We start from the raw sequence: 18,185 nt of genomic DNA, 5'->3' as shown, positions 1-18,185 counted from the left end.
TTACCTTTGCAATAAGTTAGCAAAGCGTTAACCTTCGATCGTCGGCTGGGATTCAAGGTGGATCGGGGGTGTTCCAATGAGTTCGGCTCAACAGACAATTGCCAAGCCAGTGGATCGCGGCATCGAGCTGCTCGATCGGATCGACTATCGCCTGATGGAAACGCGGGCGGAGAGGGACGTCATCTATCGTCTGCGATATCGCGCCTACCTGAAGGAAGGGGCGATCGAGCCCAATCCCGATCATAAAATCACTGATCGGTTCGACGATATGCCGAACTCCTGGATTTTCGGGGTTTATCTGGATGGCGCCCTCGCCAGTTCCATCCGCCTCAGCATTTCATCGCCGGAATATCCGCTTTGTCCGTCGGTGGACGTGTTTCAGGATTATCTTCAGCAGGAGGTCGATCAGGGCAAGGTCATGGTTGACCCGACCCGCTTCGTCGCGGATCCGGAAATCGCGGGGCGATTTCCCGAATTGCCATACCTCACGCTTCGGCTGTGCTTCGTCGCCTGCAGTTTCTTTCACGCCGATCTTGGACTGGCCACCGTCCGCCCCGAGCACCGCACGTTCTACACGCGCCTGTTCAATCACCAGCCGCTGAGCCCGCCGCGTCTCTATCCGGGTCTGATCAAGCCGATTTGCCTGATGGCGGTCGATTTTCCGGCCTCCCGCGAAAAGGTCTTCACCCGCTATCCTTATCTGCGTTCGAGCTATTTCGAACGCCGGATGTTGTTCGAGCGAAGGAGCGGAACCTCGGCGTCCGTGCTGACGGGTTCCGCGCTTCCGTTCGCGAGCGCCTCGATTGCCCCAAAGCTTTGATTCGCCGGCTCCTTCCGCGTCGGGATGGACAGCTCGCCTCCGGGCCATGACCGAATATCGCCATCGTCATGCGCTTCGTAGCGGTGCGAAAGCGCCGGAACGCGATTGGGGAGAAGCGTCGAGCGCACATCCCGCCAGTGGACCGAGGACAGGCTGCGCCGAAGACAGGCCGTCGCTTCACCGTCGCGCCACATTTGCAACTCATTAACCATCGCGGCGCTCTTTCCTGAAAACTTGGCATTTGATGCAGTCGGGCAACGTCTCATCAAGGTTGACGGAACGTTCGCTTAACCATCGCCCTGTAGAGCGGATAACAGTGGAAAAACGTGAGCGTGGAGGCTCCGGAATGTTACATCAGAAGCCAATCCTCCGGGGATTGAAGCTGGCCGCCGTGCTCGCGGTGGCGCTGTCGATGGGGGCCTGCGCCAACAAGAACGGCATGGGTGCGGACGGCGCCATGGCCGGGGCCGCTACGCCGGGCAGTCAGCAGGATTTCGTGGTCAACGTCGGCGATCGCGTCTTCTTCGAAAGTGATCAGACCAACCTGTCGCCGCAGGCCGTCACGACGCTGGAAAAGCAGGCGCGCTGGCTGCAGACCTATCCTCGCTATTCCTTCACGATCGAAGGCCATGCCGACGAACGCGGCACCCGCGAATACAACATCGCGCTCGGCGCCCGCCGTGCGCAGACGGTTCGTGCCTTCCTCGCGTCGCGCGGCATCGATTCCGGCCGGATGCGGACGATCTCCTACGGCAAGGAGCGCCCGGTCGCGGTCTGTAACGATATCTCCTGTTGGTCCCAGAACCGCCGTGCCGTCACGGTGTTGAACGCCAGCTCCTGATAAGGTCGCGCATCCGTGATTTCAGCCGGCGCCTTCGGGCGCCGGCTTGTTTTTGGGCCAGCGTCGCATCGCGCTCTGGAGCGAGGCATCTCCTCGGGCTTGACCCGAGAATGGATACCGGTTCGCGTCAAGAAAACGCGTCAAAACAAAATCATGGAGCCTCGCTCCTGATTCCGTCAGAAGCCGAAAGGCTCAAGGGACGATCTAAACAGAAGACTGATCCGAGAGATCGTCGTAAAGTGATTGCCGGTGTTGGACCAAGTCACATTTTCGGCGCAGTCGGGTTTTCAATGGGTGCGCTTTCGATGCGACGTTCATTTCAATCGTCAGGCCAAAATGTCATCCATAGCCCCGATGCTTGCGCGCGCAGCGGCCGTTGCCGCCGCGCTTGCGTTGTCGTCACCCGCATTCGCGCAATACGACGTCGATCCTGAAATCCGCATACAGCAACTGGAAGATCAGCTCAGAACGCTGACCGGACAGAATGAGGAATTGCAACATCGGAATCGGATGCTCGAGCAACAATTGCAGCAGTCGCAGCCGGCAGGCGGCGTCCCGCCTGCCGTCGCCGCCGCTCCGCCGGCACAATCGGCTCCGACATACCGTCAGCCGGCCTACGATCCGCGGGGAGGGCAGGCGCCCGTCGTTCAGGAACAGGCGGTAAGCGTGCCCGCGCAAGGCCATCGCGGCGATGCCTTCGATCCCAGCCGGAATCCGAACGCGCCCGGCGCACCGCGTGCGCTCGGTGGCGGACAAATGCCGATACCGGGAGAGGCCGTGGGCTCGCCTGGCGGCCGGGAAGCCGGTGCGCCGCTCGACCTCGCCAATACCAGCCCGCGCCGGCCGGGCGGGTATCCGGCGTCCGAGTCGGCTCCGTCTTCGACCGGCGGTCTGACGACGCTGCCGCCGTCGGCGACGCCGCGCGACGAGTTCGATCTGGGCATCGGCTACATGCAGCGGAAGGACTACGCGCTCGCCGAGGAAACCATGCGCAATTTCACCCAGAAATACCCGACCGATGCGCTGACGGGCGATGCGCAGTACTGGCTTGGTGAAAGCCTGTTTCAGCGCCAGAAATATCGCGAGGCGGCCGAGGCCTTCCTCGGCGTGACCACCAAATACGACACCTCGGCGAAGGCGGCGGATGCCTTGCTGCGGCTCGGACAATCGCTGGCCGCGCTGAAGGAAAAGGAAGCCGCTTGCGCCGCGCTTGGCGAAGTCACGCGCAAATATCCGCGCTCCTCGGCGGGCGTGAAGCAGGCCGTGGACCGCGAGCAGAAGCGGGTGAAGTGCTGAGGATCTGACGCCGGAAACGCGACCATTTGCGCCTGTGGGTCGAGGTTCATGTCCAGCGTGCGGTCGCGTGACCGCGTGTTCACCGCCCCCATGCCGGCGGGGGCCGCGCCGGTATCCATCCGCGGCTCAAGCCCGAGGAGATGCCCCGCTCGAAACACCATAGAACTCCATGGCCCGTTCTGGCGAAGCAGAGTTCAAAGAATTGTTACGGATGAAAATCAGCGCGTCGGAACCGGTTTTTCGCCACGGTAATCGTAAAAGCCGCGCTGACTCTTGCGGCCGAGCCATCCGGCCTCGACGTATTTTACCAGCAGCGGACATGGCCGGTACTTGGAGTCGGCCAGTCCCTCATGCAGCACCTGCATGATCGACAGGCAGGTATCGAGGCCGATGAAATCGGCGAGTTCGAGCGGCCCCATCGGATGGTGCGCGCCGAGCCTCATGGCGGCGTCGATCGCCTCGACGTTGCCGACGCCTTCGTACAGCGTGTAGATCGCCTCGTTGATCATCGGCAGCAGAATCCGGTTGACGATGAAGGCCGGAAAATCCTCCGATACGGCGATCTGTTTGCCGAGCTTGCCGACAAATGCCTTGGCCGCATCGAAAGTCGCATCGTCGGTGGCGATGCCGCGGATCAGCTCCACCAGCTCCATCAGCGGCACCGGATTCATGAAGTGAATGCCGATGAACCTCTCCGGACGGTCGGTGGACGAGGCAAGCCGCGTAATCGAGATCGAGGACGTGTTCGAGGCAATAATGGCCTCGGGCTTCAGCACCGCGCACAGAGCATGAAAAATCTTGCGCTTGACCTCCTCCTTCTCGACGGCGGTCTCGATCACCAGATCGCAATCGGCTAGCCCCTCGAGAGATTCAGTCTGCCCGATCCGCGCGAGCGCCTTGTCGCGAGCGTCCTCGGTGATGATCTTCTTCGACACCTGACGCGACAGGTTGCCGTTGATGATGGCCATGGCCGACTTCAACTGATCGGAGGAAAGATCGTTGAGGACCACGTCGAACCCGGCAAGGGCCGCCACATGCGCTATGCCGTTGCCCATCTGCCCCGAACCGATCACGCCGACTTTTTTGATCATTGCCGTCATCTTGTCATCTCACCGGGTCCTGAACCGTGCAGACTTCGGTTCGCCCCATTCTTGCACAAACACCCGCCGATGTCCGTTGCCTCGCGGGCATTCTTTAGGATCGTCAGCGGCCGAGCTTACCCAGTTGTTCGGTGAGTTCGGGGACCGCCTCATACAAGTCGGCCACCAGGCCGTAATCCGCAACCTGGAAAATCGGAGCATCCGCGTCCTTGTTGATCGCGACGATCACCTTGGAGTCCTTCATGCCGGCGAGATGCTGGATCGCTCCGGAAATACCGATGGCGATGTAAAGCTCCGGCGCCACGACCTTGCCGGTCTGGCCGACCTGCCAATCGTTCGGCGCGAAGCCTGAATCCACCGCCGCACGCGACGCACCGACGCCGGCGCCGAGCCTGTCCGCCAGCGGCTCGATATACTTGGCGAAGTTGGCGCTGCTCCGCATTCCGCGGCCACCGGAGACGATGATCCGGGCCGAAGCCAGCTCCGGGCGATTGTTTCTGGCGACGCGCTCGCCGACGAAAGTCGAAAGACCCGGATCTGCGACCGCGGCAATGGCCTCCACCGGAGCACTGCCGCCTTCGGCGGTCGCCGCGAAAGTCGAGCTCCGAACCGTGATGACCTTCTTGGCGTCCCTGGACCTGACCGTCTGGATCGCGTTGCCGGCATAGATCGGCCGCTCGAACGTATCGGGCGCGACCACCTTGATGATTTCGGAAATCTGCATCACGTCGAGCAGCGCCGCAACGCGCGGCATCACGTTCTTGAAGCGCGACGTCGCCGGCGCGACGAACGCATCGTAGCCCGGCGCCAGCGTGCGGATCAGCGCGGCGAGCGGCTCGGCGAGATCGTGGGCGTAGGCCGGGTCGTCCGCGAGCAGCACTTTCGCGACCCCGCTCAGTTTCGCGGCCGCCTCGGCGGCGCCCCTGGCGTTTTCACCGGCGACGAGCACGTCGACCGGCGCGCCAAGCTCGGCGGCCGCGGTCAGCGCCTTGTTGGTCACATCCTTCAGCGAAGCGTGGTCGTGTTCGGCAAGCAGCAACGTGGTCATCAGATCACCCCGGCTTCGTTCCTGAGCCTGGACACCAGTTCGGCGACGTCCTTGACCTTGACGCCCGCCTTGCGGCCCGGAGGTTCGGTTGTCCTGAGGACTTCGAGGCGCGGCGCGAGATCGACGCCGTACAGTTCGGCGGCCCTCTCCACGATCGGCTTCTTCTTCGCCTTCATGATGTTCGGAAGGCTGGCATAGCGCGGCTCGTTGAGCCGCAGGTCCGTGGTCACGATCGCCGGCGCTTTGAGGCGGACCGTCTGCAGACCGCCGTCGACTTCGCGCGTCACCTTGAAATAGGCCCCTTCGACTTCAAGCTTCGACGCGAAGGTCGCCTGCGCCCATCCGAGCAGCCCCGCCAGCATCTGGCCGGTCTGGTTTGAATCGTCATCGATGGCCTGCTTGCCGAGAATGATCAGACCGGGGCCTTCCTCTTCAACAACGGCCCTGAGAATCTTTGCAACCGCCAGCGGTTCGACCGGCGCCTCGGATCTGACCAGGATGCCGCGGTCGGCGCCCATGGAGAGACCGGTACGGATCGTTTCCGCGGCTTGAGCGGGCCCGATCGACACCAGCACGACCTCGCTCGCCTTGCCGGCTTCTTGAAGGCGCAGAGCTTCCTCGATCGCGATTTCGTCGAACGGATTCATCGACATCTTGGCTTTGGCTATGTCGACGCCAGACCCGTCGCTTTTGACCCGGATCTGCACGTTGAAATCGACAACCCGCTTGACCGGCACCAGAATCTTCATCGACCCTCTCTCGAACCGAGCTTTGGCTGGATCAACTGGGAGTGTGAGCTTCGGCGCGGAACCTAAAGGTCCCGTTTCCGGCGGTCAACGCAGGAAGGCCAAAAATCGCAGTCCCTGTAACGTTTTCGCGCGAAGCACGTTCTCGGACTTGACGAGGGGATCGATCCGCCTCGCGTCACCACAATAAAGTTATCTGTTTTGACCGGGCACCCAGAGCACGTCGCGCGCGCCCTTGTCATTCATAAACCGGCTGGCCACGAACAGAAAATCCGACAACCGGTTCATGTATTGGACCGCGGCATCGTTGACCGGCTCGCCGGGCTGCGATGCGAGTTCCACCATGATGCGTTCGGCGCGACGGCAAATGGTTCGCGCCAGATGCAGATAGGCCGCGGCCGAGGTCCCTCCCGGCAGCACGAACGACGTCAGTTCGGCAAGGCCGGCATTGAGGTTGTCGATATCATTCTCCAGACGCACCACCTGGCTGGACACCACGCGAAGCCGTTCCGCCTTGCCCTCGCGCTGGGGCACTGCAAGGTCGGCACCCAGGTCGAAGAGATCGTTCTGGATGCGTCCCAGCATCCCGTCCAGATCGGGTGCGCCGGCAAGATGAAGTCGGACCACGCCGATGGCGGCGTTGGTTTCATCGACGGTTCCGTAGGCGCCGACGCGGAGATCGTATTTCGGGCGGCGCTCACCGGTGCCGAGTGCGGTGGTGCCGTCGTCGCCGGTACGGGTGTAGATGCGATTGAGAACGACCATCGATCCTGCCCTTGCGGGCTATCAATCCGTCACTGTCCCATCACCCAGATCGTCACCATGGTGATGACGATCGCAACGAACTGCAGGAAAACCCGCATCCGCATCAGTTTCTGCGAGCGGTTGGGACTGCCGCCGCGCATCATGTTGACCAGGCCCATCAGCAATACGGCGGCGACCGAGGCCACCGCTACCGGCACCAAAACCATGCTCAGGAATATCGTCATGACGTATACATAACACCGCGACCGCGGCTGCGCCATTGCCTCGCGAAGAATTCGGCGCCGGCGCAACGTTCTGGCTTTTTATGTATTGATATCAGATAGTAACCGGTGTCGACGAAGCGCCGTCCGACCTTGACCAGGTGAAACGTGAGACAAATCCGCTACGCCTACAGGATCGGAATGGACGCCTTCTACACGTTTCTTGCCGACGACGGCTGGGCGATCGCAAGCCATATCGCGCTATCCGCGCTGATGGCGCTGTTTCCGTTTCTGATCGTCCTGACGTCGCTGGCGGGCTTCTTCGGATCCAAGGAGCTTGCCGACCAGGCGGCGGAATTGATGCTCCAGATCTGGCCGGATCAGGTCGCCAATGCATTGTCCGGCGAAATCCATGACGTGCTGACGACGACGCGCGGCGACGCGTTGACGGTGGGCGCCGTATTGGCGGTCTATTTCGCGTCGAACGGCGTCGAAAGCCTGAGAGTGGCGCTCAACCGCGCCTATGCGGTGATCGAGCAGCGCCGCTGGTACTGGCTGCGGCTGGAATCGATCGGCTACACGCTGGTCGCCGCGGTGGCGGCGCTGGCGACCGCGTTCCTGATCGTGCTTGGTCCACTGATCATCGCCGCCGCCAAGCGTCATGTCCCGCTGATCGTCGAATCGAATGAAAGCCTGCTCAACATCGCCCGCTACGGCATCACCGTGCTTGCGATGTTCATCGCGCTCGTGATCCTGCACGCGTGGTTGCCGGCGGGCCGACGGTCCTTCCTTCAGATCATCCCCGGCATCGTCTTCACCATGCTGGCGTCGCTGGTGTCGGGCGTCGGCTTCGGCCTTTACCTTGCGCGCTTCGCCAACAACTACGTGACGATGTATGCGGGCCTGGCCTCGGTCGTCATCGCGCTGGTGTTTCTCTACTTCATCGCCGCGATCTTCGTGTTCGGCGGCGAATTGAACGCGGCGATCATCAAGTCGCGGCTACCGCGCGGCGTTTCGCTTCAAGCAGCGCAGTCGCTAGGGCCCGCGGAGAAACAGGTTTGACAAGAAACGCGTCACCACCGGCCGCGCGCGACGCCGCCTCGTCGTCGCTTCTGCCCGAGACGCCGATGATGGCGACGCGCCCCGGCGGCGCATCAAGGGCCCGGATGCGCCTGATCGATTCGATCCCGCTGATGCCGGGCAGCACCATGTCCATCAGCACCGCATCGAAGCCCCCTTGCGCGATGCGCCCGACCGCGTCCTCCCCTCGTCCCACGAATTCGGCCTGATGGCCGAGTTCGGTGAGGATTGCGTTGAGCACCACGCGGCCGAACGGATTGTCCTCGACGCCGAGAATTCGCAGTCCGTCCGAAGGAACCAATGCCGTATCGGGATCGTCGCCGGAGTGGATCGTCGCCGGCTCCTTCGCCGGCGTCAGCAGTACCGTGAACGTGAACGTGGTGCCGCCGCCGCGCCGTTGCGTCACTGTTACGTCTCCGCCCATCGCGCGGGCCAGTTGCTTCACCGAGGAGAGCCCGAGGCCGGCGCCGCCGAAACGCGACGCAATGGAGACGTTGGCCTGCGAGAACGGCCGAAACAACCGTTTGATCTCGGCGAGCGACAGGCCGATGCCGCTATCGGACACGACAAAGGTCACCCCGATTTTTCCCTTGGGATGCTGCGACGCCGTGGCCTTGAGCACGACATCGCCCTGCTCGGTGAACTTGACGGCATTGTCGATCAGATTCTCCAGCGCCGCGCGCAGGCGAACCGGATCGCCGGTCACGAACGCCGGCAGGTCGTCGGAAATCTCGACCGCCGAACGCAAGCCCTTGGCGGTGGCGCGGCCGGCGAGCGAATCGCCGGCATTGCGCGCCAGCGCGCGCAGGTCGAAGAAGTCCTGCCGCCCTCCCGGCGCGGACTGACGGCTTCGCGCAGCATCGACGAACAGCGTCGCCAGACTGGCGAGATGATCAGCGCTGGCCTTGATGGTCTCGACCCAGCGCCGTTCGCGCTCGCCGAGATCGGAGGTGGCGAGCAGATCGCTGACGGCGAGGATTCCGGTGAGCGGCGTGCGCACCTCATGTGCGAACGCCGCCAGCGCGGTCTCGACGATATGGGACGATTGCGCAGACGGTTGCTTCGCCTTCGCGGGGCTCAAAGCCTTCTTCGGATCGCGTGTTTTTGCCGGCCGTTTTTCAGGCTTGCGCGACTTGAGCTTGCGCGACGCGCGCGATGTCGGCGCCATGATGTCCTCCCCCGCCCACGCCAGCATGCCACGGCCCGGGCGCTGGAGTCACGCGGGCGGGCGTTTTGAATCCAAGCAAGTATTGCGGCGTTGCGGCAATTTCAGAGCAGGCCGATGAGTCTCCTGACGCCATCGGCCGTCATGCCCCCGGCGCGCAATTCCCGCAGGCCGATCGCCCGGGACGATTTGGACAGTTTCTTCCCCGCGCTGTCGCGGATCAGATCATGATGGCGATAGACCGGCTGCGGCAGGTCGAGGATCCTTTGCAGCAGCCGGTGCACGGCGGTGGACTGGAACAGGTCCTGCCCGCGCACGACGTTGGTGACGCCCTGCAGGGCGTCGTCGATCACCACCGACAAATGATAGCTGGTCGGCGTGTCCTTGCGCGCGAGGATGACGTCGCCCCAGACCTTTGGCGACGCAACGATCTCGCCGGTCTCGCCAGCGGGACCGGAGCCGTGCTCGGTCCATGTGAGATCGCCGGCAAGCCGGCAGGCCGCGTCCATGTCCAGCCGCAGCGCGAACGGCGCGCCGGCTCGCAGCCGCCGTTCCCGCTCGCCGGCGGGAAGCGACTTTGCCGCGCCCGGATAGAGCGGCGCGCCGTCGGGATCGCGCGGCCAAATCCCCTCCGCCTCGCGCACCTTCACCAGGGCTGCAATCTCGCCGCGGCTCTCAAAACTCGGATAGAGCAACCCGAGCGCGGCCAGCCGGTCGAGCGCCGTCCGATAGTCGGCAAGATGGTCCGACTGCCGCCGAACCGGCGTCTCCCAGGTTATCCCGAGCCAGCCGAGGTCCTCATGGATCGCCGCTTCGAATTCGGCCCGGCAGCGGGTCGGGTCGATGTCCTCGATCCGCAGCAGAAACCGTCCCCCGACCCGTTGCGCGGCATCGAAATTCAGCAGCGCCGAACAGGCGTGCCCGAGATGCAGAAAGCCGTTCGGTGACGGCGCAAAACGGAAAACGGGTGGCGACATGTTCTGGCTTTGCTCAACACGTTATTCGTCACGGCCGCATCGCTCGACGAACGGATATGTTGCAAAACGTGGACGGCCGGGACAAGCCCGGCCATGACGCACCATCAAGACGAACCATGACCGTTCACCTGCAAACCCAGTCCGATCTCAATGAGGCAATCATCGCGCTGGTGAAGCAGGATCCGCGGCTGACGCCCATTCTGGACCGCACCGGGCTTCCCGTACTGCGGCGGCGCGAGCCGGGTTTCGAAGGTCTCGCCGCGATCGTCTGCGGCCAGCAACTGTCCACCGCGAGCGCCGGCGCGATCTGGGGTCGGCTCAGTGCGGCCTACGCGCCGTTCCATCACGACGCCATCCGCAAAGCCCGCACCGACCGTCTCGGCCGGCTGGGGCTGTCGGCGGCGAAGATCGCCACGCTGAAACTGCTTGCCAGCGAGATCGCGGTGGGGCGCCTCAACCTCGACGTGCTGGCCGAGGAGGATGCCGACGCCGCCCATGCCACGCTGGTCCGGCATCGCGGCATCGGGCCCTGGACCGCGGACGTCTATCTGCTGTTCTGCCTCGGCCACGGCGATGCCTGGCCCGCCGGCGACGTCGCGCTTCAGGAGGCGATCAGGATCGGCCTCGGCCTGACGGCGCGACCCACGCCGAAACAGATGGTTCCGCTCGGAGAACCGTGGCGACCCCTGCGCGGCGCGGCGGCGCACCTATGGTGGGCGTACTACAAGGTCATCAAGAGCCGCGAGGGCGTCATCACCGGAACAAGGTGAACGAATTCGCCTCAGGCATATTAACATTTGATACGTCCGGGCCGGCCGGAACCTAACGTCGGGATGACGGTTATGTTTTCCTGAGGACCCCGGGGTTTCAATGCTGGACACGACAAAAGGCGCCAACAACACAGGACCGTTGTTGGAAAGCGAGCGCGGGTTCCGACTTCTGGTAGAAGGCGTAATCGACTACGCGATCTACATGCTCGATCCCGGCGGGACCATTTCCAACTGGAACGCGGGTGCGGAACGCATCACCGGCTATAAGGCTGAAGAGGCCGTCGGCCGGCATTTCAGCAACCTCTATACTCACGAGGAGCGGGACGCCGGCGTTCCCGCGAAAGCGCTCGAAACGGCGAGACAAACAGGCAAGTTCGACACCGAAGGCTGGCTGGTTCGCAAAGACGGCACAAAGTTTATGGCATCGGTCGTCATCGACGCCATTTACCAACATGGCGACCTCATCGGTTTTGCGAAAATCACCCGCGACATCACGCAGCGCAACCAGGCCGAAAGCGCGCTGGCCGAGAGCGAAAATCAGTTTCGCCTTCTCGTCGGCGGCGTAAGCGACTACGCGCTGTTCATGCTCAATCCGGAAGGCATCGTCACCAACTGGAACATCGGCGGCGAACGCATCAAGGGTTACCGCCCCGATGAAATCATCGGTCAGCATTTCTCGCAATTTTACACCGAACCGGACCGTGCGGCCGGACGGCCTGCCCGCGCGCTACGCATTGCCAGCACCACGGGCCACTACGACGAGGAAGGCTGGCGGGTCCGCAAGGACGGATCTTTCTTCTGGGCGAGCGTCGTCATCGATGCAATCCGCGACGATACCGGACGCCTTATCGGCTTCGCCAAGATCACACGCGACATCACCGAGCGGCGCGAGGCCCAGCAGACGCTGGAGCGCGTGCAGCGGCAGCTCGCGGAATCGCAGAAGATGGACGCACTCGGCCAACTCACCGGCGGCATCGCACACGACTTCAACAACCTCCTGATGATCGTGAGCGGAAACATCCAGACGCTGAAATCGCGCGTGGAAGGCGACCCGAAGGCGCAGCGCGCGGTTCAGGCCATCGAGACGGCAATGCAGCGGGGGGCCGCTCTGACGCGGCAGCTTCTGACATTTTCCCGCCGCCAAAGCCTCAACCCTTTGCCGACCGATATTCCTGCCCGCATCCGTTCGATCGCCGACGTTCTCAGGAGCGGCCTCGGCGGCGCGATCGTCCTGGACATAGACATGCCCGGCGAGGTGTGGCCGGTTACGGTCGATACGACCGAATTCGAAACAGCTCTGCTCAACCTTGTCATCAACGCGCGCGACGCCATGGCGGAGGGCGGGCGGGTCACCGTCAGCGCGCAAAACGTATGCGACCCGGAAACAGGCCACGCCGTTGCGATTTCGGTCGAGGATACCGGCCAGGGCATTCCCAACGACATTCTGGCGAAGGTGTTCGATCCGTTTTTCACAACCAAGCCGGTCGGCAAGGGCACCGGCCTCGGGCTGTCGCAAGTCCACGGCTTCGCTCATCAGGCCGGTGGCCGCATCGACATCGAAAGCGAACTCGGTCGCGGCGCCGTGGTGACGATCTATCTTCCGCGCGCCCGGACGTTGAACGTCGAGAACCGCTCCCAAAGCCGGCTCGATGACGCCAGCGACACCATCCTCCTCGTCGAAGACAATCCGGACGTTGCAACTGCAAGCGCTGGCTTGCTCGAAGAGCTCGGCTATCGCGTTCGCATCACCAGCAATGCCGAGACCGCGCTGAAGGAGATCGAGAGCGAGGGCATCGACCTGGTTTTCAGCGATATCGTCATGCCCGGAAAGATGGATGGCCTCGGTCTCGCCAAAGCTCTTCGCGCCAGGCGTCCCGATCTGCCCATATTGTTGACAACGGGCTACAGCGAGGCGCTCGCCTGCGGTCAAAACGAATTCCCGATCCTCCGGAAACCTTACGCCATTCACGAACTCAGCCAGGCGCTCGCCAAGCTGTGCCAGTGAGGTTGAGATCATTCTCGGCAGCGCAGGTCGAGCGCAAGAAAAACCCGCCGGACAAGCCGACGGGTTCTCGGAAACAGCACGGCTTCGCACTCGAAGCCGGCAGCTTATGTTCGATCAGGTATGACCGCCCGAGCTTCCGGCCCACCAGGAAACCCCGGCCGGACCGACCCAGATGCCGGCGTTGCCGACCTGGACGCTGAAACCCTTCTCGAAGGTGTAGATGCTCACCGGCCCGATGTGGGCTTCGGCGCCACCCGATACGAGATCGAGTTCGTTTGCCGACAGGGCGCGGATCGCGCTGCCGGTTTCGTGTTCGCTCATGATACTTCTCCTCGCGGTTGATGCAGCGTCTGGCTCATCCATCGCCGCCGCGGCCAGCTTTGCCGGAAAAGGGGTGAAGCGCCGTGATACGGCTCACACAGTGCGGAGGCGGACATGATCGACGCTTCTTTGCACGCGCGTACCATAATGCCGGCCTAAAACAAAAAGAGCCGGCGCGGAGCGCCAGCCCTTCGGATTGGAGTCGCCTTAAACCGCTTGGAACCGGAAGCGAGGCTGATTTGGATTTAACGCGTTCCTTCCCGCGAACCGATATCCGCTTCGCTCGAAAACGCTATAGCTCAGCCGATCGTGTGCTTCGCGAACACGTCCTTGAAAGTCCACGGCGGAGCCGGCGGCTGGAACGGGCCCATGGTCGGAAGGCGGATGCAGCCGCCGTCATTATAGATGCCGCCGGAAACCTGCTCCAGTTCCACGTCGTTCAGCGCGCGCAGATCACTGCCTTCGAAATCGGAAATCCGGGTCATGTCTGTCTCCTCATCTGTCGGCCCGCGAACCGGATTGGCTCGCATGCGCCATGAGGGGACTTTCCCAGAAGTCACTTCCCGCATCTGTGATTCGGATCACGAAGGAAGTCCGCTTGCCCAAGGTTACATTTCGAAACAAGTGCCAGCTTACGTCGCCGCGCGCGGCAGGCGCTGATCGAGCGCGGCGAGGGCGCCGCTGAGCACCGACCGCACGCGATCCGTATCCCGCGAATCGACCATGGCCGGATCGAGAAAGATGTCCAGCCCCGCCATGCGTTCGATCACGACGCCATCCTTGGCGGCGGACGCATCGAGCACCCGCGCGACCGAATAAGGCACCACATCCCGGCTGATGCCCTTCATCGTGATCGGCGGCAGCGGATTGGCCTCGACGACGTCGCGCACCAGCGCAAAGGTCTCGAAGCTCAGTACGATGCCGCCGGGTTCGGCGACCGATTGCAGCCGCGCGGCGAGATTGGCCTCGGCCCCGATGATCGTATAGTCCATGCGGTCGGTGCTGCCGAAATTGCCTACATTGCAGTAGCCGGAATTGATGCCAATACGGGCGCGGAACGGCTGCTCGATGCCGGCGGCGCGCCATTTCGCATTCAGTTCAACCAGACGGCGCTGCATGTCCCAGGCCATGTGGACGCAGGCCTGCGCGTCGGCCTTTTCGCCTTTCGTTTCGGGATCGCCGAAGAAGATCAGCATGGCGTCGCCGATAAACTTGTCGATGGTGCCGCCATATTGCTGTGCGATCGCCGACATTTCGGTGAAATATTCGTTCAGAAGCTGGGTGATCTGTTCGGGCTGCAGCCGTTCCGTGGTCGCGGTGAAATTCTGGATGTCCGAAAAGAATATCGTCAGCTTCTTGCGCTCGGTGTGGATCGAGACGTCGCGCTGCCCGCTGAAGATGCTCTTGTAGATCTGCGGCGAGATGTAGCGCGAAATCTTCATGGAGAGACTGGCGAGGAACTCGTTGGCCGATTCCAGTTCGCGATTCATGCCCGAGATCTGACGGGCCTGATGGCGTTGCACCGCCAGAAACGATAAGCCGCTGATCGCAGCCAGCGCGAAATAGGCGAGCAGGAACTTGAACGAGAACAGGTTGGCGGCAATCGGCTGGACGATCTCGACCTCCTGAATGCCGCGAACGTCACCGACCTTCCAGTTCCGTTTCTGGCTCTCGGGATGGGAGTTGTGACAGCTCACGCAGGCCGCTCCCATCATGATCGGTACGACCAGGCGGACGTCGTCGCTGAACAGCGATCGCCTGGTCTGAACAATTTTCTGATTGGGATTGGCGCGAAGGGATTGCAGCGCCTGCTTCTCGAAGGCGTCGAGCGGATGCGGCGCGCGGTTCTTGAACGGATAGTCCGAGACGAAGCGATAGGTGATGTTATGCTGCTGCTCGCTGATCACCTTGCCGAGTTCGAGCGACAGCGTCGCGGGGATCGGGATCGCCCCGGGAATATCCTCATAATTGTGGACAACCTCGGTCGCCGTCCCGCGCGCCGCCAGCACGCGTCCGACGACATTGCTGCCGTAATAGGCTCGCACGCTTGAGATGACCGAATTGAGGTCCGCGGCCTGCCGGCGCAGTCCGGCCTCGCCGAGATTGCTGAGATCCAGCCACACCGCGAGTGGCAGCGCCGCCAGCAACAACAGGATGAGAGATCCCATCATCAGCCAGCGAAAGCGGAGATTTTCGGGTTTGCGGCTCGCGATCTCGTCGTCGGTCATCGGGCGGCTCTCGAGCAGGGACCCGCGGCCCACAACGTGGCGGCCGGTCAGAATGACGCCTTATACCGGAACCGCTCATACGTCGGTACTGGCCTCAGACGTCACCCACAACCTCGCGGCGGCGGCGTTCGGATTCTTCGGCATAGCGGCGCATGGCGTGCGCTTCGGTGAGGACCCCGATCGGCCGCTTGTCGTCGTCGGCCTCGACCACCGCGAGCGTTTCAGCTTCCGCCGCGTCGAACACGGCGATCGCCTGCTGGATGTTCATCGCAGGGTGCAGGACCACATCCTTGTAATGCAGGATGCTCTCGATATGAGTGATCTCGCCGGCTTCCGGCGTATGCGCCTCGGCGACCGGCGCCAGCCCGGCATAGTGGCCTTCCGCGTCCACCGCGATCACCTGGGTTTTGGAGCCGAGGGGAAATTTCTCGCGGAATTCCTTGATCGGCATGGTCGAAGCCACGGTCACGGTCTCGTGCCGCATCATGCTCTTGACAGTGAGATCACGGATCCATCCGACGTCAGCGGCGCTCCGTATCGTTTCGCCGCGCAGATGCATGCGCCAGGTCGCAAACGAATAGCCGAACAATTCCCGGGTGATCAGCGTCGAGATGATGACCGCGATCAGAACAGCCGAGGTCAGCCAGAGATTGCCGGTTGATTCCAGGGCGATGAACGACATCGTCAATGGGCCGCCGATCACCGACGCCGAGAGCGCGCTCATTCCGATCACCGCGTAGATGTCCGGATCGAGATCGAGACCCGGCCACGCCGCGTCGAATCCGGCGGCGAACAGTCGGCCGCCGATCGCGCCAAGAAACAGCGTCGCAAAGAACAGGCCCCCGCGAAAGCCGCTGCCGAGCGAAATAATCGACGACAGCGATTTCAGGACGAACACGATCGCGGTCATCTTCAGCGGCATGATCACGATGCCGGAATAGAACAGCGCTCCGTGTCCCGACGACATCACCTGCGGCGTCACAAGCGCCAGCAATCCGACGCAGAGCCCGCCGATCGCCAAGCGCGCCGGCGGCCCGATCCCGATGCCGGTCAGCGCCGCCTCGCACAACGCGACGCCGCGCATGATGCTGATGCCGGTCAGCGCAGCGAACATGCCGATCAGCGCGGCGATGGCGAGATCGTGGCTGAAGATCACGCCGAAAGGCCCGACACTGACCCCGAGCGACAGCGGCAGGAAGTTGTGGGCGACGAGATAGCCGATGACGGCCGCGACTCCGACCGGCGTCAGACTGGCTGGCGTGTAGCCGCCGATCACCAGTTCGAACGCATAGAACGCGCCGGCCAGCGGCGCGCCGAACGCCCCCGCGATCGCAGCAGCCGCGCCGCAGCCAACCATGATGCGTTGATCGGCGCGGCGCAGATGGAAGCCGCGCCCGATCGAGGCGCCGATGCCGCTTGCAAGCTGGGTATAGCCCGCCTCGAGGCCGACCGATGCGCCGACGCCGCTCGACCAGATCGTCTGCAACGCAACGATGACGCTGCCGCGAAACGACATTCGTCCGCCATGCAGCGCGTTGGCCTCGATCGGGTCGACCTCGCGCGCCGGCCGCCAGCGCAGCAGCAGCAGAAAGGCGCCGCCAAGCAGCAATCCCCCGATGCCCGGCACCAGCACGGCGCGCAGCGGATCGATCCTCTCCTGACTGGACAGATGCTCTCCGGCCGGAATGGCGAACAGCACCTCATGCATCTTGAGGACGGCAGCACCCATTGCCGCAACCACCAGTCCGCCAATAGTTCCAATCACCGCCGCGAGCAGGATGAGGCTGGTTTCATGCGCGCGCACGAAGGCGCGGAGCCGCTGCGGCGCTTCAATGAAACGGAAATCAGCAACCATTCGTCAGGTCCGGACGAGGTCAGGCGGGAGACGGTCAGCCTGAGGCGGTTTAGAGCCTTTTCGCTTCTGATGGAATCAGAAGCGAGGCTCCATGATTTTGTTTTGAGGGGATTTCTTGACGCGAACCGGTATCCACCTCCGGTCAAAAAGCGCGATTGTGCCCTTCACAATTCCATCACGCTACTTGTAGTATGCCGGCGCAAGCCGCCTCAAAGCGCGGCGTGCTAGGGGAGTTCGGGCGCAGGTCGCAGAAGACGCCGGTTTTGCGATCAGAGTTGCGTGCAAGTCATAATTGGATGCATTTTCGGCGGCAAACCGGCGTTCACCTTTGCCGGAAAATGCTCTGGAGGCGCTGCTTGAACGCGCATGTCTCGCAAGGCGGCTGGCCGGTGCTGGTCCTGAACGCGGACTTCCGGCCGCTGAGTTACTATCCGCTGTCTCTCTGGTCGTGGCAGGACGCGATCAAGGCGGTGTTCCTCGACCGCGTCAATATCGTCGAACATTACGACCGCGCGGTGCGCAGCCCTTCGTTCGAAATTCAGCTTCCGAGCGTGGTATCGCTAAAATCCTTCGTCAAGCCGTCGACCCATCCCGCCTTCACCCGCTTCAACGTGTTCCTGCGCGACAGGTTCATGTGCCAGTACTGCACGGCCAGCGAGGATCTCACCTTCGACCACATCATCCCGCGCAGCAAAGGCGGCCAGACCACGTGGGAGAACGTCGTCGCCGCCTGCTCGCCATGCAATCTGCGCAAGGGAAATCTGACGCCGCAGCAGGCGGGAATGTTCCCCCGTCAGGCGCCGTTCGCGCCCACCGTGCATCAATTGCATCGCAACGGCAGGCTGTTTCCGCCGAACTATCTGCACGATAGCTGGTTGGACTATCTCTATTGGGATACCGAGCTCGATCCATAGGACCTGTGCTGCGGATGAGAGAGCGGCGCACCATGCGGTGCCGGATTCCCGCCC

18 protein-coding genes are annotated in these 18,185 nt (G+C 62.9%); 7 read left to right on the top strand and 11 right to left on the bottom strand.

Translation table 11 applies throughout. The features are described from left to right. Positions 1-76: 76 nt before the first annotated feature. From ACS3WA_RS00435 to ybgF, 3 genes are all read left to right on the top strand, one after another. Positions 77-820: an N-acyl amino acid synthase FeeM domain-containing protein gene (locus tag ACS3WA_RS00435; RefSeq protein WP_438276612.1), complete on the top strand. Its 744-nt coding sequence runs from the start codon at positions 77-79 to the stop codon at positions 818-820. Positions 821-1,166: 346 nt separating this feature from the next. Then, a complete protein-coding gene (gene pal / locus ACS3WA_RS00430) occupies positions 1,167-1,661 on the top strand; it encodes a peptidoglycan-associated lipoprotein Pal (RefSeq protein WP_438276611.1) in 495 nt (164 codons plus the stop codon). A gap of 336 nt (positions 1,662-1,997) precedes the next feature. Beyond that, positions 1,998-2,957 carry a tol-pal system protein YbgF gene (gene ybgF / locus ACS3WA_RS00425; protein WP_438276610.1) on the top strand — a complete coding sequence of 320 codons (960 nt, stop codon included), beginning with the start codon at positions 1,998-2,000 and terminating at the stop codon, positions 2,955-2,957. Between the two features lie 218 nt (positions 2,958-3,175). Here the strand turns inward: ybgF and ACS3WA_RS00420 are convergent, their stop codons facing one another. From ACS3WA_RS00420 to ACS3WA_RS00400, 5 genes are all read right to left on the bottom strand, one after another. Beyond that, entirely contained in the window at positions 3,176-4,057 is an 882-nt protein-coding gene (locus ACS3WA_RS00420; protein WP_438276609.1) for a 3-hydroxybutyryl-CoA dehydrogenase, read from the bottom strand. Between the two features lie 103 nt (positions 4,058-4,160). Next, entirely contained in the window at positions 4,161-5,105 is a 945-nt protein-coding gene (locus ACS3WA_RS00415; RefSeq protein WP_438276608.1) for an electron transfer flavoprotein subunit alpha/FixB family protein, read from the bottom strand. Then, positions 5,105-5,854 carry an electron transfer flavoprotein subunit beta/FixA family protein gene (locus tag ACS3WA_RS00410; RefSeq protein WP_438276607.1) on the bottom strand — a complete coding sequence of 250 codons (750 nt, stop codon included), beginning with the start codon at positions 5,852-5,854 and terminating at the stop codon, positions 5,105-5,107. The genes ACS3WA_RS00415 and ACS3WA_RS00410 overlap by 1 nt, the downstream gene beginning before the upstream one ends. 189 nt (positions 5,855-6,043) lie before the next feature. After that, positions 6,044-6,616: a cob(I)yrinic acid a,c-diamide adenosyltransferase gene (locus tag ACS3WA_RS00405; protein WP_438276606.1), complete on the bottom strand. Its 573-nt coding sequence runs from the start codon at positions 6,614-6,616 to the stop codon at positions 6,044-6,046. A gap of 29 nt (positions 6,617-6,645) precedes the next feature. Further along, the gene (locus ACS3WA_RS00400) at positions 6,646-6,840 is read right to left on the bottom strand and encodes a twin transmembrane helix small protein (protein WP_438276605.1); all 195 of its coding nucleotides are present in this window, start codon (positions 6,838-6,840) and stop codon (positions 6,646-6,648) included. Positions 6,841-6,984: 144 nt separating this feature from the next. Here ACS3WA_RS00400 and ACS3WA_RS00395 point away from each other — a divergent pair, with 144 nt between their 5' ends. Next, positions 6,985-7,878, top strand: a complete 894-nt coding sequence (locus tag ACS3WA_RS00395) for a YihY/virulence factor BrkB family protein (protein ID WP_438276604.1) — start codon at positions 6,985-6,987, stop codon at positions 7,876-7,878. Here ACS3WA_RS00395 and ACS3WA_RS00390 read toward each other — a convergent pair. Further along, positions 7,805-9,064, bottom strand: a complete 1,260-nt coding sequence (locus ACS3WA_RS00390; protein WP_438276603.1) for an ATP-binding protein — start codon at positions 9,062-9,064, stop codon at positions 7,805-7,807. The genes ACS3WA_RS00395 and ACS3WA_RS00390 overlap by 74 nt on opposite strands. 101 nt (positions 9,065-9,165) lie before the next feature. Further along, on the bottom strand, positions 9,166-10,038 hold the full coding sequence (gene gluQRS / locus ACS3WA_RS00385) for a tRNA glutamyl-Q(34) synthetase GluQRS (RefSeq protein ID WP_438276602.1): 873 nt from the start codon (positions 10,036-10,038) through the stop codon (positions 9,166-9,168). 116 nt (positions 10,039-10,154) lie between these two features. On the opposite strand from gluQRS, the gene ACS3WA_RS00380 reads away from it, so the two are divergent. Beyond that, complete coding sequence (locus ACS3WA_RS00380; RefSeq protein WP_438276601.1) at positions 10,155-10,808, top strand: DNA-3-methyladenine glycosylase family protein; 654 nt, start codon at positions 10,155-10,157, stop codon at positions 10,806-10,808. 100 nt (positions 10,809-10,908) lie between these two features. Next, complete coding sequence (locus tag ACS3WA_RS00375; protein ID WP_438276600.1) at positions 10,909-12,813, top strand: PAS domain S-box protein; 1,905 nt, start codon at positions 10,909-10,911, stop codon at positions 12,811-12,813. 114 nt (positions 12,814-12,927) lie between these two features. On the opposite strand, the gene ACS3WA_RS00370 is transcribed toward ACS3WA_RS00375, so the two are convergent. From ACS3WA_RS00370 to ACS3WA_RS00355, 4 genes are all read right to left on the bottom strand, one after another. Next, entirely contained in the window at positions 12,928-13,134 is a 207-nt protein-coding gene (locus tag ACS3WA_RS00370) for a hypothetical protein (RefSeq protein ID WP_438276599.1), read from the bottom strand. Between the two features lie 299 nt (positions 13,135-13,433). Next, complete coding sequence (locus tag ACS3WA_RS00365) at positions 13,434-13,619, bottom strand: hypothetical protein (protein ID WP_438276598.1); 186 nt, start codon at positions 13,617-13,619, stop codon at positions 13,434-13,436. 147 nt (positions 13,620-13,766) lie between these two features. Then, a complete protein-coding gene (locus tag ACS3WA_RS00360) occupies positions 13,767-15,305 on the bottom strand; it encodes an adenylate/guanylate cyclase domain-containing protein (protein WP_438276965.1) in 1,539 nt (512 codons plus the stop codon). Positions 15,306-15,456: 151 nt separating this feature from the next. Further along, on the bottom strand, positions 15,457-17,217 hold the full coding sequence (locus ACS3WA_RS00355; protein WP_438276597.1) for a chloride channel protein: 1,761 nt from the start codon (positions 17,215-17,217) through the stop codon (positions 15,457-15,459). 356 nt (positions 17,218-17,573) lie between these two features. On the opposite strand from ACS3WA_RS00355, the gene ACS3WA_RS00350 reads away from it, so the two are divergent. Then, positions 17,574-18,131 (top strand): HNH endonuclease, encoded by a 558-nt coding sequence (locus tag ACS3WA_RS00350; protein ID WP_438276596.1) that lies wholly within the window; start codon positions 17,574-17,576, stop codon positions 18,129-18,131. Positions 18,132-18,185: the final 54 nt, after the last annotated feature.

It is taken from the genome of Nitrobacter sp., from assembly GCF_051535235.1.
Taxonomy (GTDB): domain Bacteria; phylum Pseudomonadota; class Alphaproteobacteria; order Rhizobiales; family Xanthobacteraceae; genus Nitrobacter.
The sequence above is the reverse complement of the archived record's forward strand: the minus strand, read 5'-3'. Positions and strand labels throughout refer to the sequence as shown.

Excerpts from the sequence above, each read along its gene's own strand:
- ACS3WA_RS00355 (WP_438276597.1), bottom strand. The coding sequence starts at position 17,217 with ATGGTTGCTGATTTCCGTTTCATTGAAGCGCCGCAGCGGCTCCGCGCC.
- ACS3WA_RS00400 (WP_438276605.1), bottom strand. The coding sequence starts at position 6,840 with ATGACGATATTCCTGAGCATGGTTTTGGTGCCGGTAGCGGTGGCCTCG.
- ACS3WA_RS00380 (WP_438276601.1), top strand. The coding sequence starts at position 10,155 with ATGACCGTTCACCTGCAAACCCAGTCCGATCTCAATGAGGCAATCATC.
- ACS3WA_RS00365 (WP_438276598.1), bottom strand. The coding sequence starts at position 13,619 with ATGACCCGGATTTCCGATTTCGAAGGCAGTGATCTGCGCGCGCTGAAC.
- ACS3WA_RS00435 (WP_438276612.1), top strand. The coding sequence starts at position 77 with ATGAGTTCGGCTCAACAGACAATTGCCAAGCCAGTGGATCGCGGCATC.
- ACS3WA_RS00390 (WP_438276603.1), bottom strand. The coding sequence starts at position 9,064 with ATGGCGCCGACATCGCGCGCGTCGCGCAAGCTCAAGTCGCGCAAGCCT.
- ACS3WA_RS00410 (WP_438276607.1), bottom strand. The coding sequence starts at position 5,854 with ATGAAGATTCTGGTGCCGGTCAAGCGGGTTGTCGATTTCAACGTGCAG.
- ACS3WA_RS00370 (WP_438276599.1), bottom strand. The coding sequence starts at position 13,134 with ATGAGCGAACACGAAACCGGCAGCGCGATCCGCGCCCTGTCGGCAAAC.
- ACS3WA_RS00420 (WP_438276609.1), bottom strand. The coding sequence starts at position 4,057 with ATGACGGCAATGATCAAAAAAGTCGGCGTGATCGGTTCGGGGCAGATG.
- ACS3WA_RS00405 (WP_438276606.1), bottom strand. The coding sequence starts at position 6,616 with ATGGTCGTTCTCAATCGCATCTACACCCGTACCGGCGACGACGGCACC.
- ACS3WA_RS00375 (WP_438276600.1), top strand. The coding sequence starts at position 10,909 with ATGCTGGACACGACAAAAGGCGCCAACAACACAGGACCGTTGTTGGAA.
- ACS3WA_RS00415 (WP_438276608.1), bottom strand. The coding sequence starts at position 5,105 with ATGACCACGTTGCTGCTTGCCGAACACGACCACGCTTCGCTGAAGGAT.
- ybgF (WP_438276610.1), top strand. The coding sequence starts at position 1,998 with ATGTCATCCATAGCCCCGATGCTTGCGCGCGCAGCGGCCGTTGCCGCC.
- gluQRS (WP_438276602.1), bottom strand. The coding sequence starts at position 10,038 with ATGTCGCCACCCGTTTTCCGTTTTGCGCCGTCACCGAACGGCTTTCTG.
- ACS3WA_RS00360 (WP_438276965.1), bottom strand. The coding sequence starts at position 15,305 with ATGATGGGATCTCTCATCCTGTTGTTGCTGGCGGCGCTGCCACTCGCG.
- pal (WP_438276611.1), top strand. The coding sequence starts at position 1,167 with ATGTTACATCAGAAGCCAATCCTCCGGGGATTGAAGCTGGCCGCCGTG.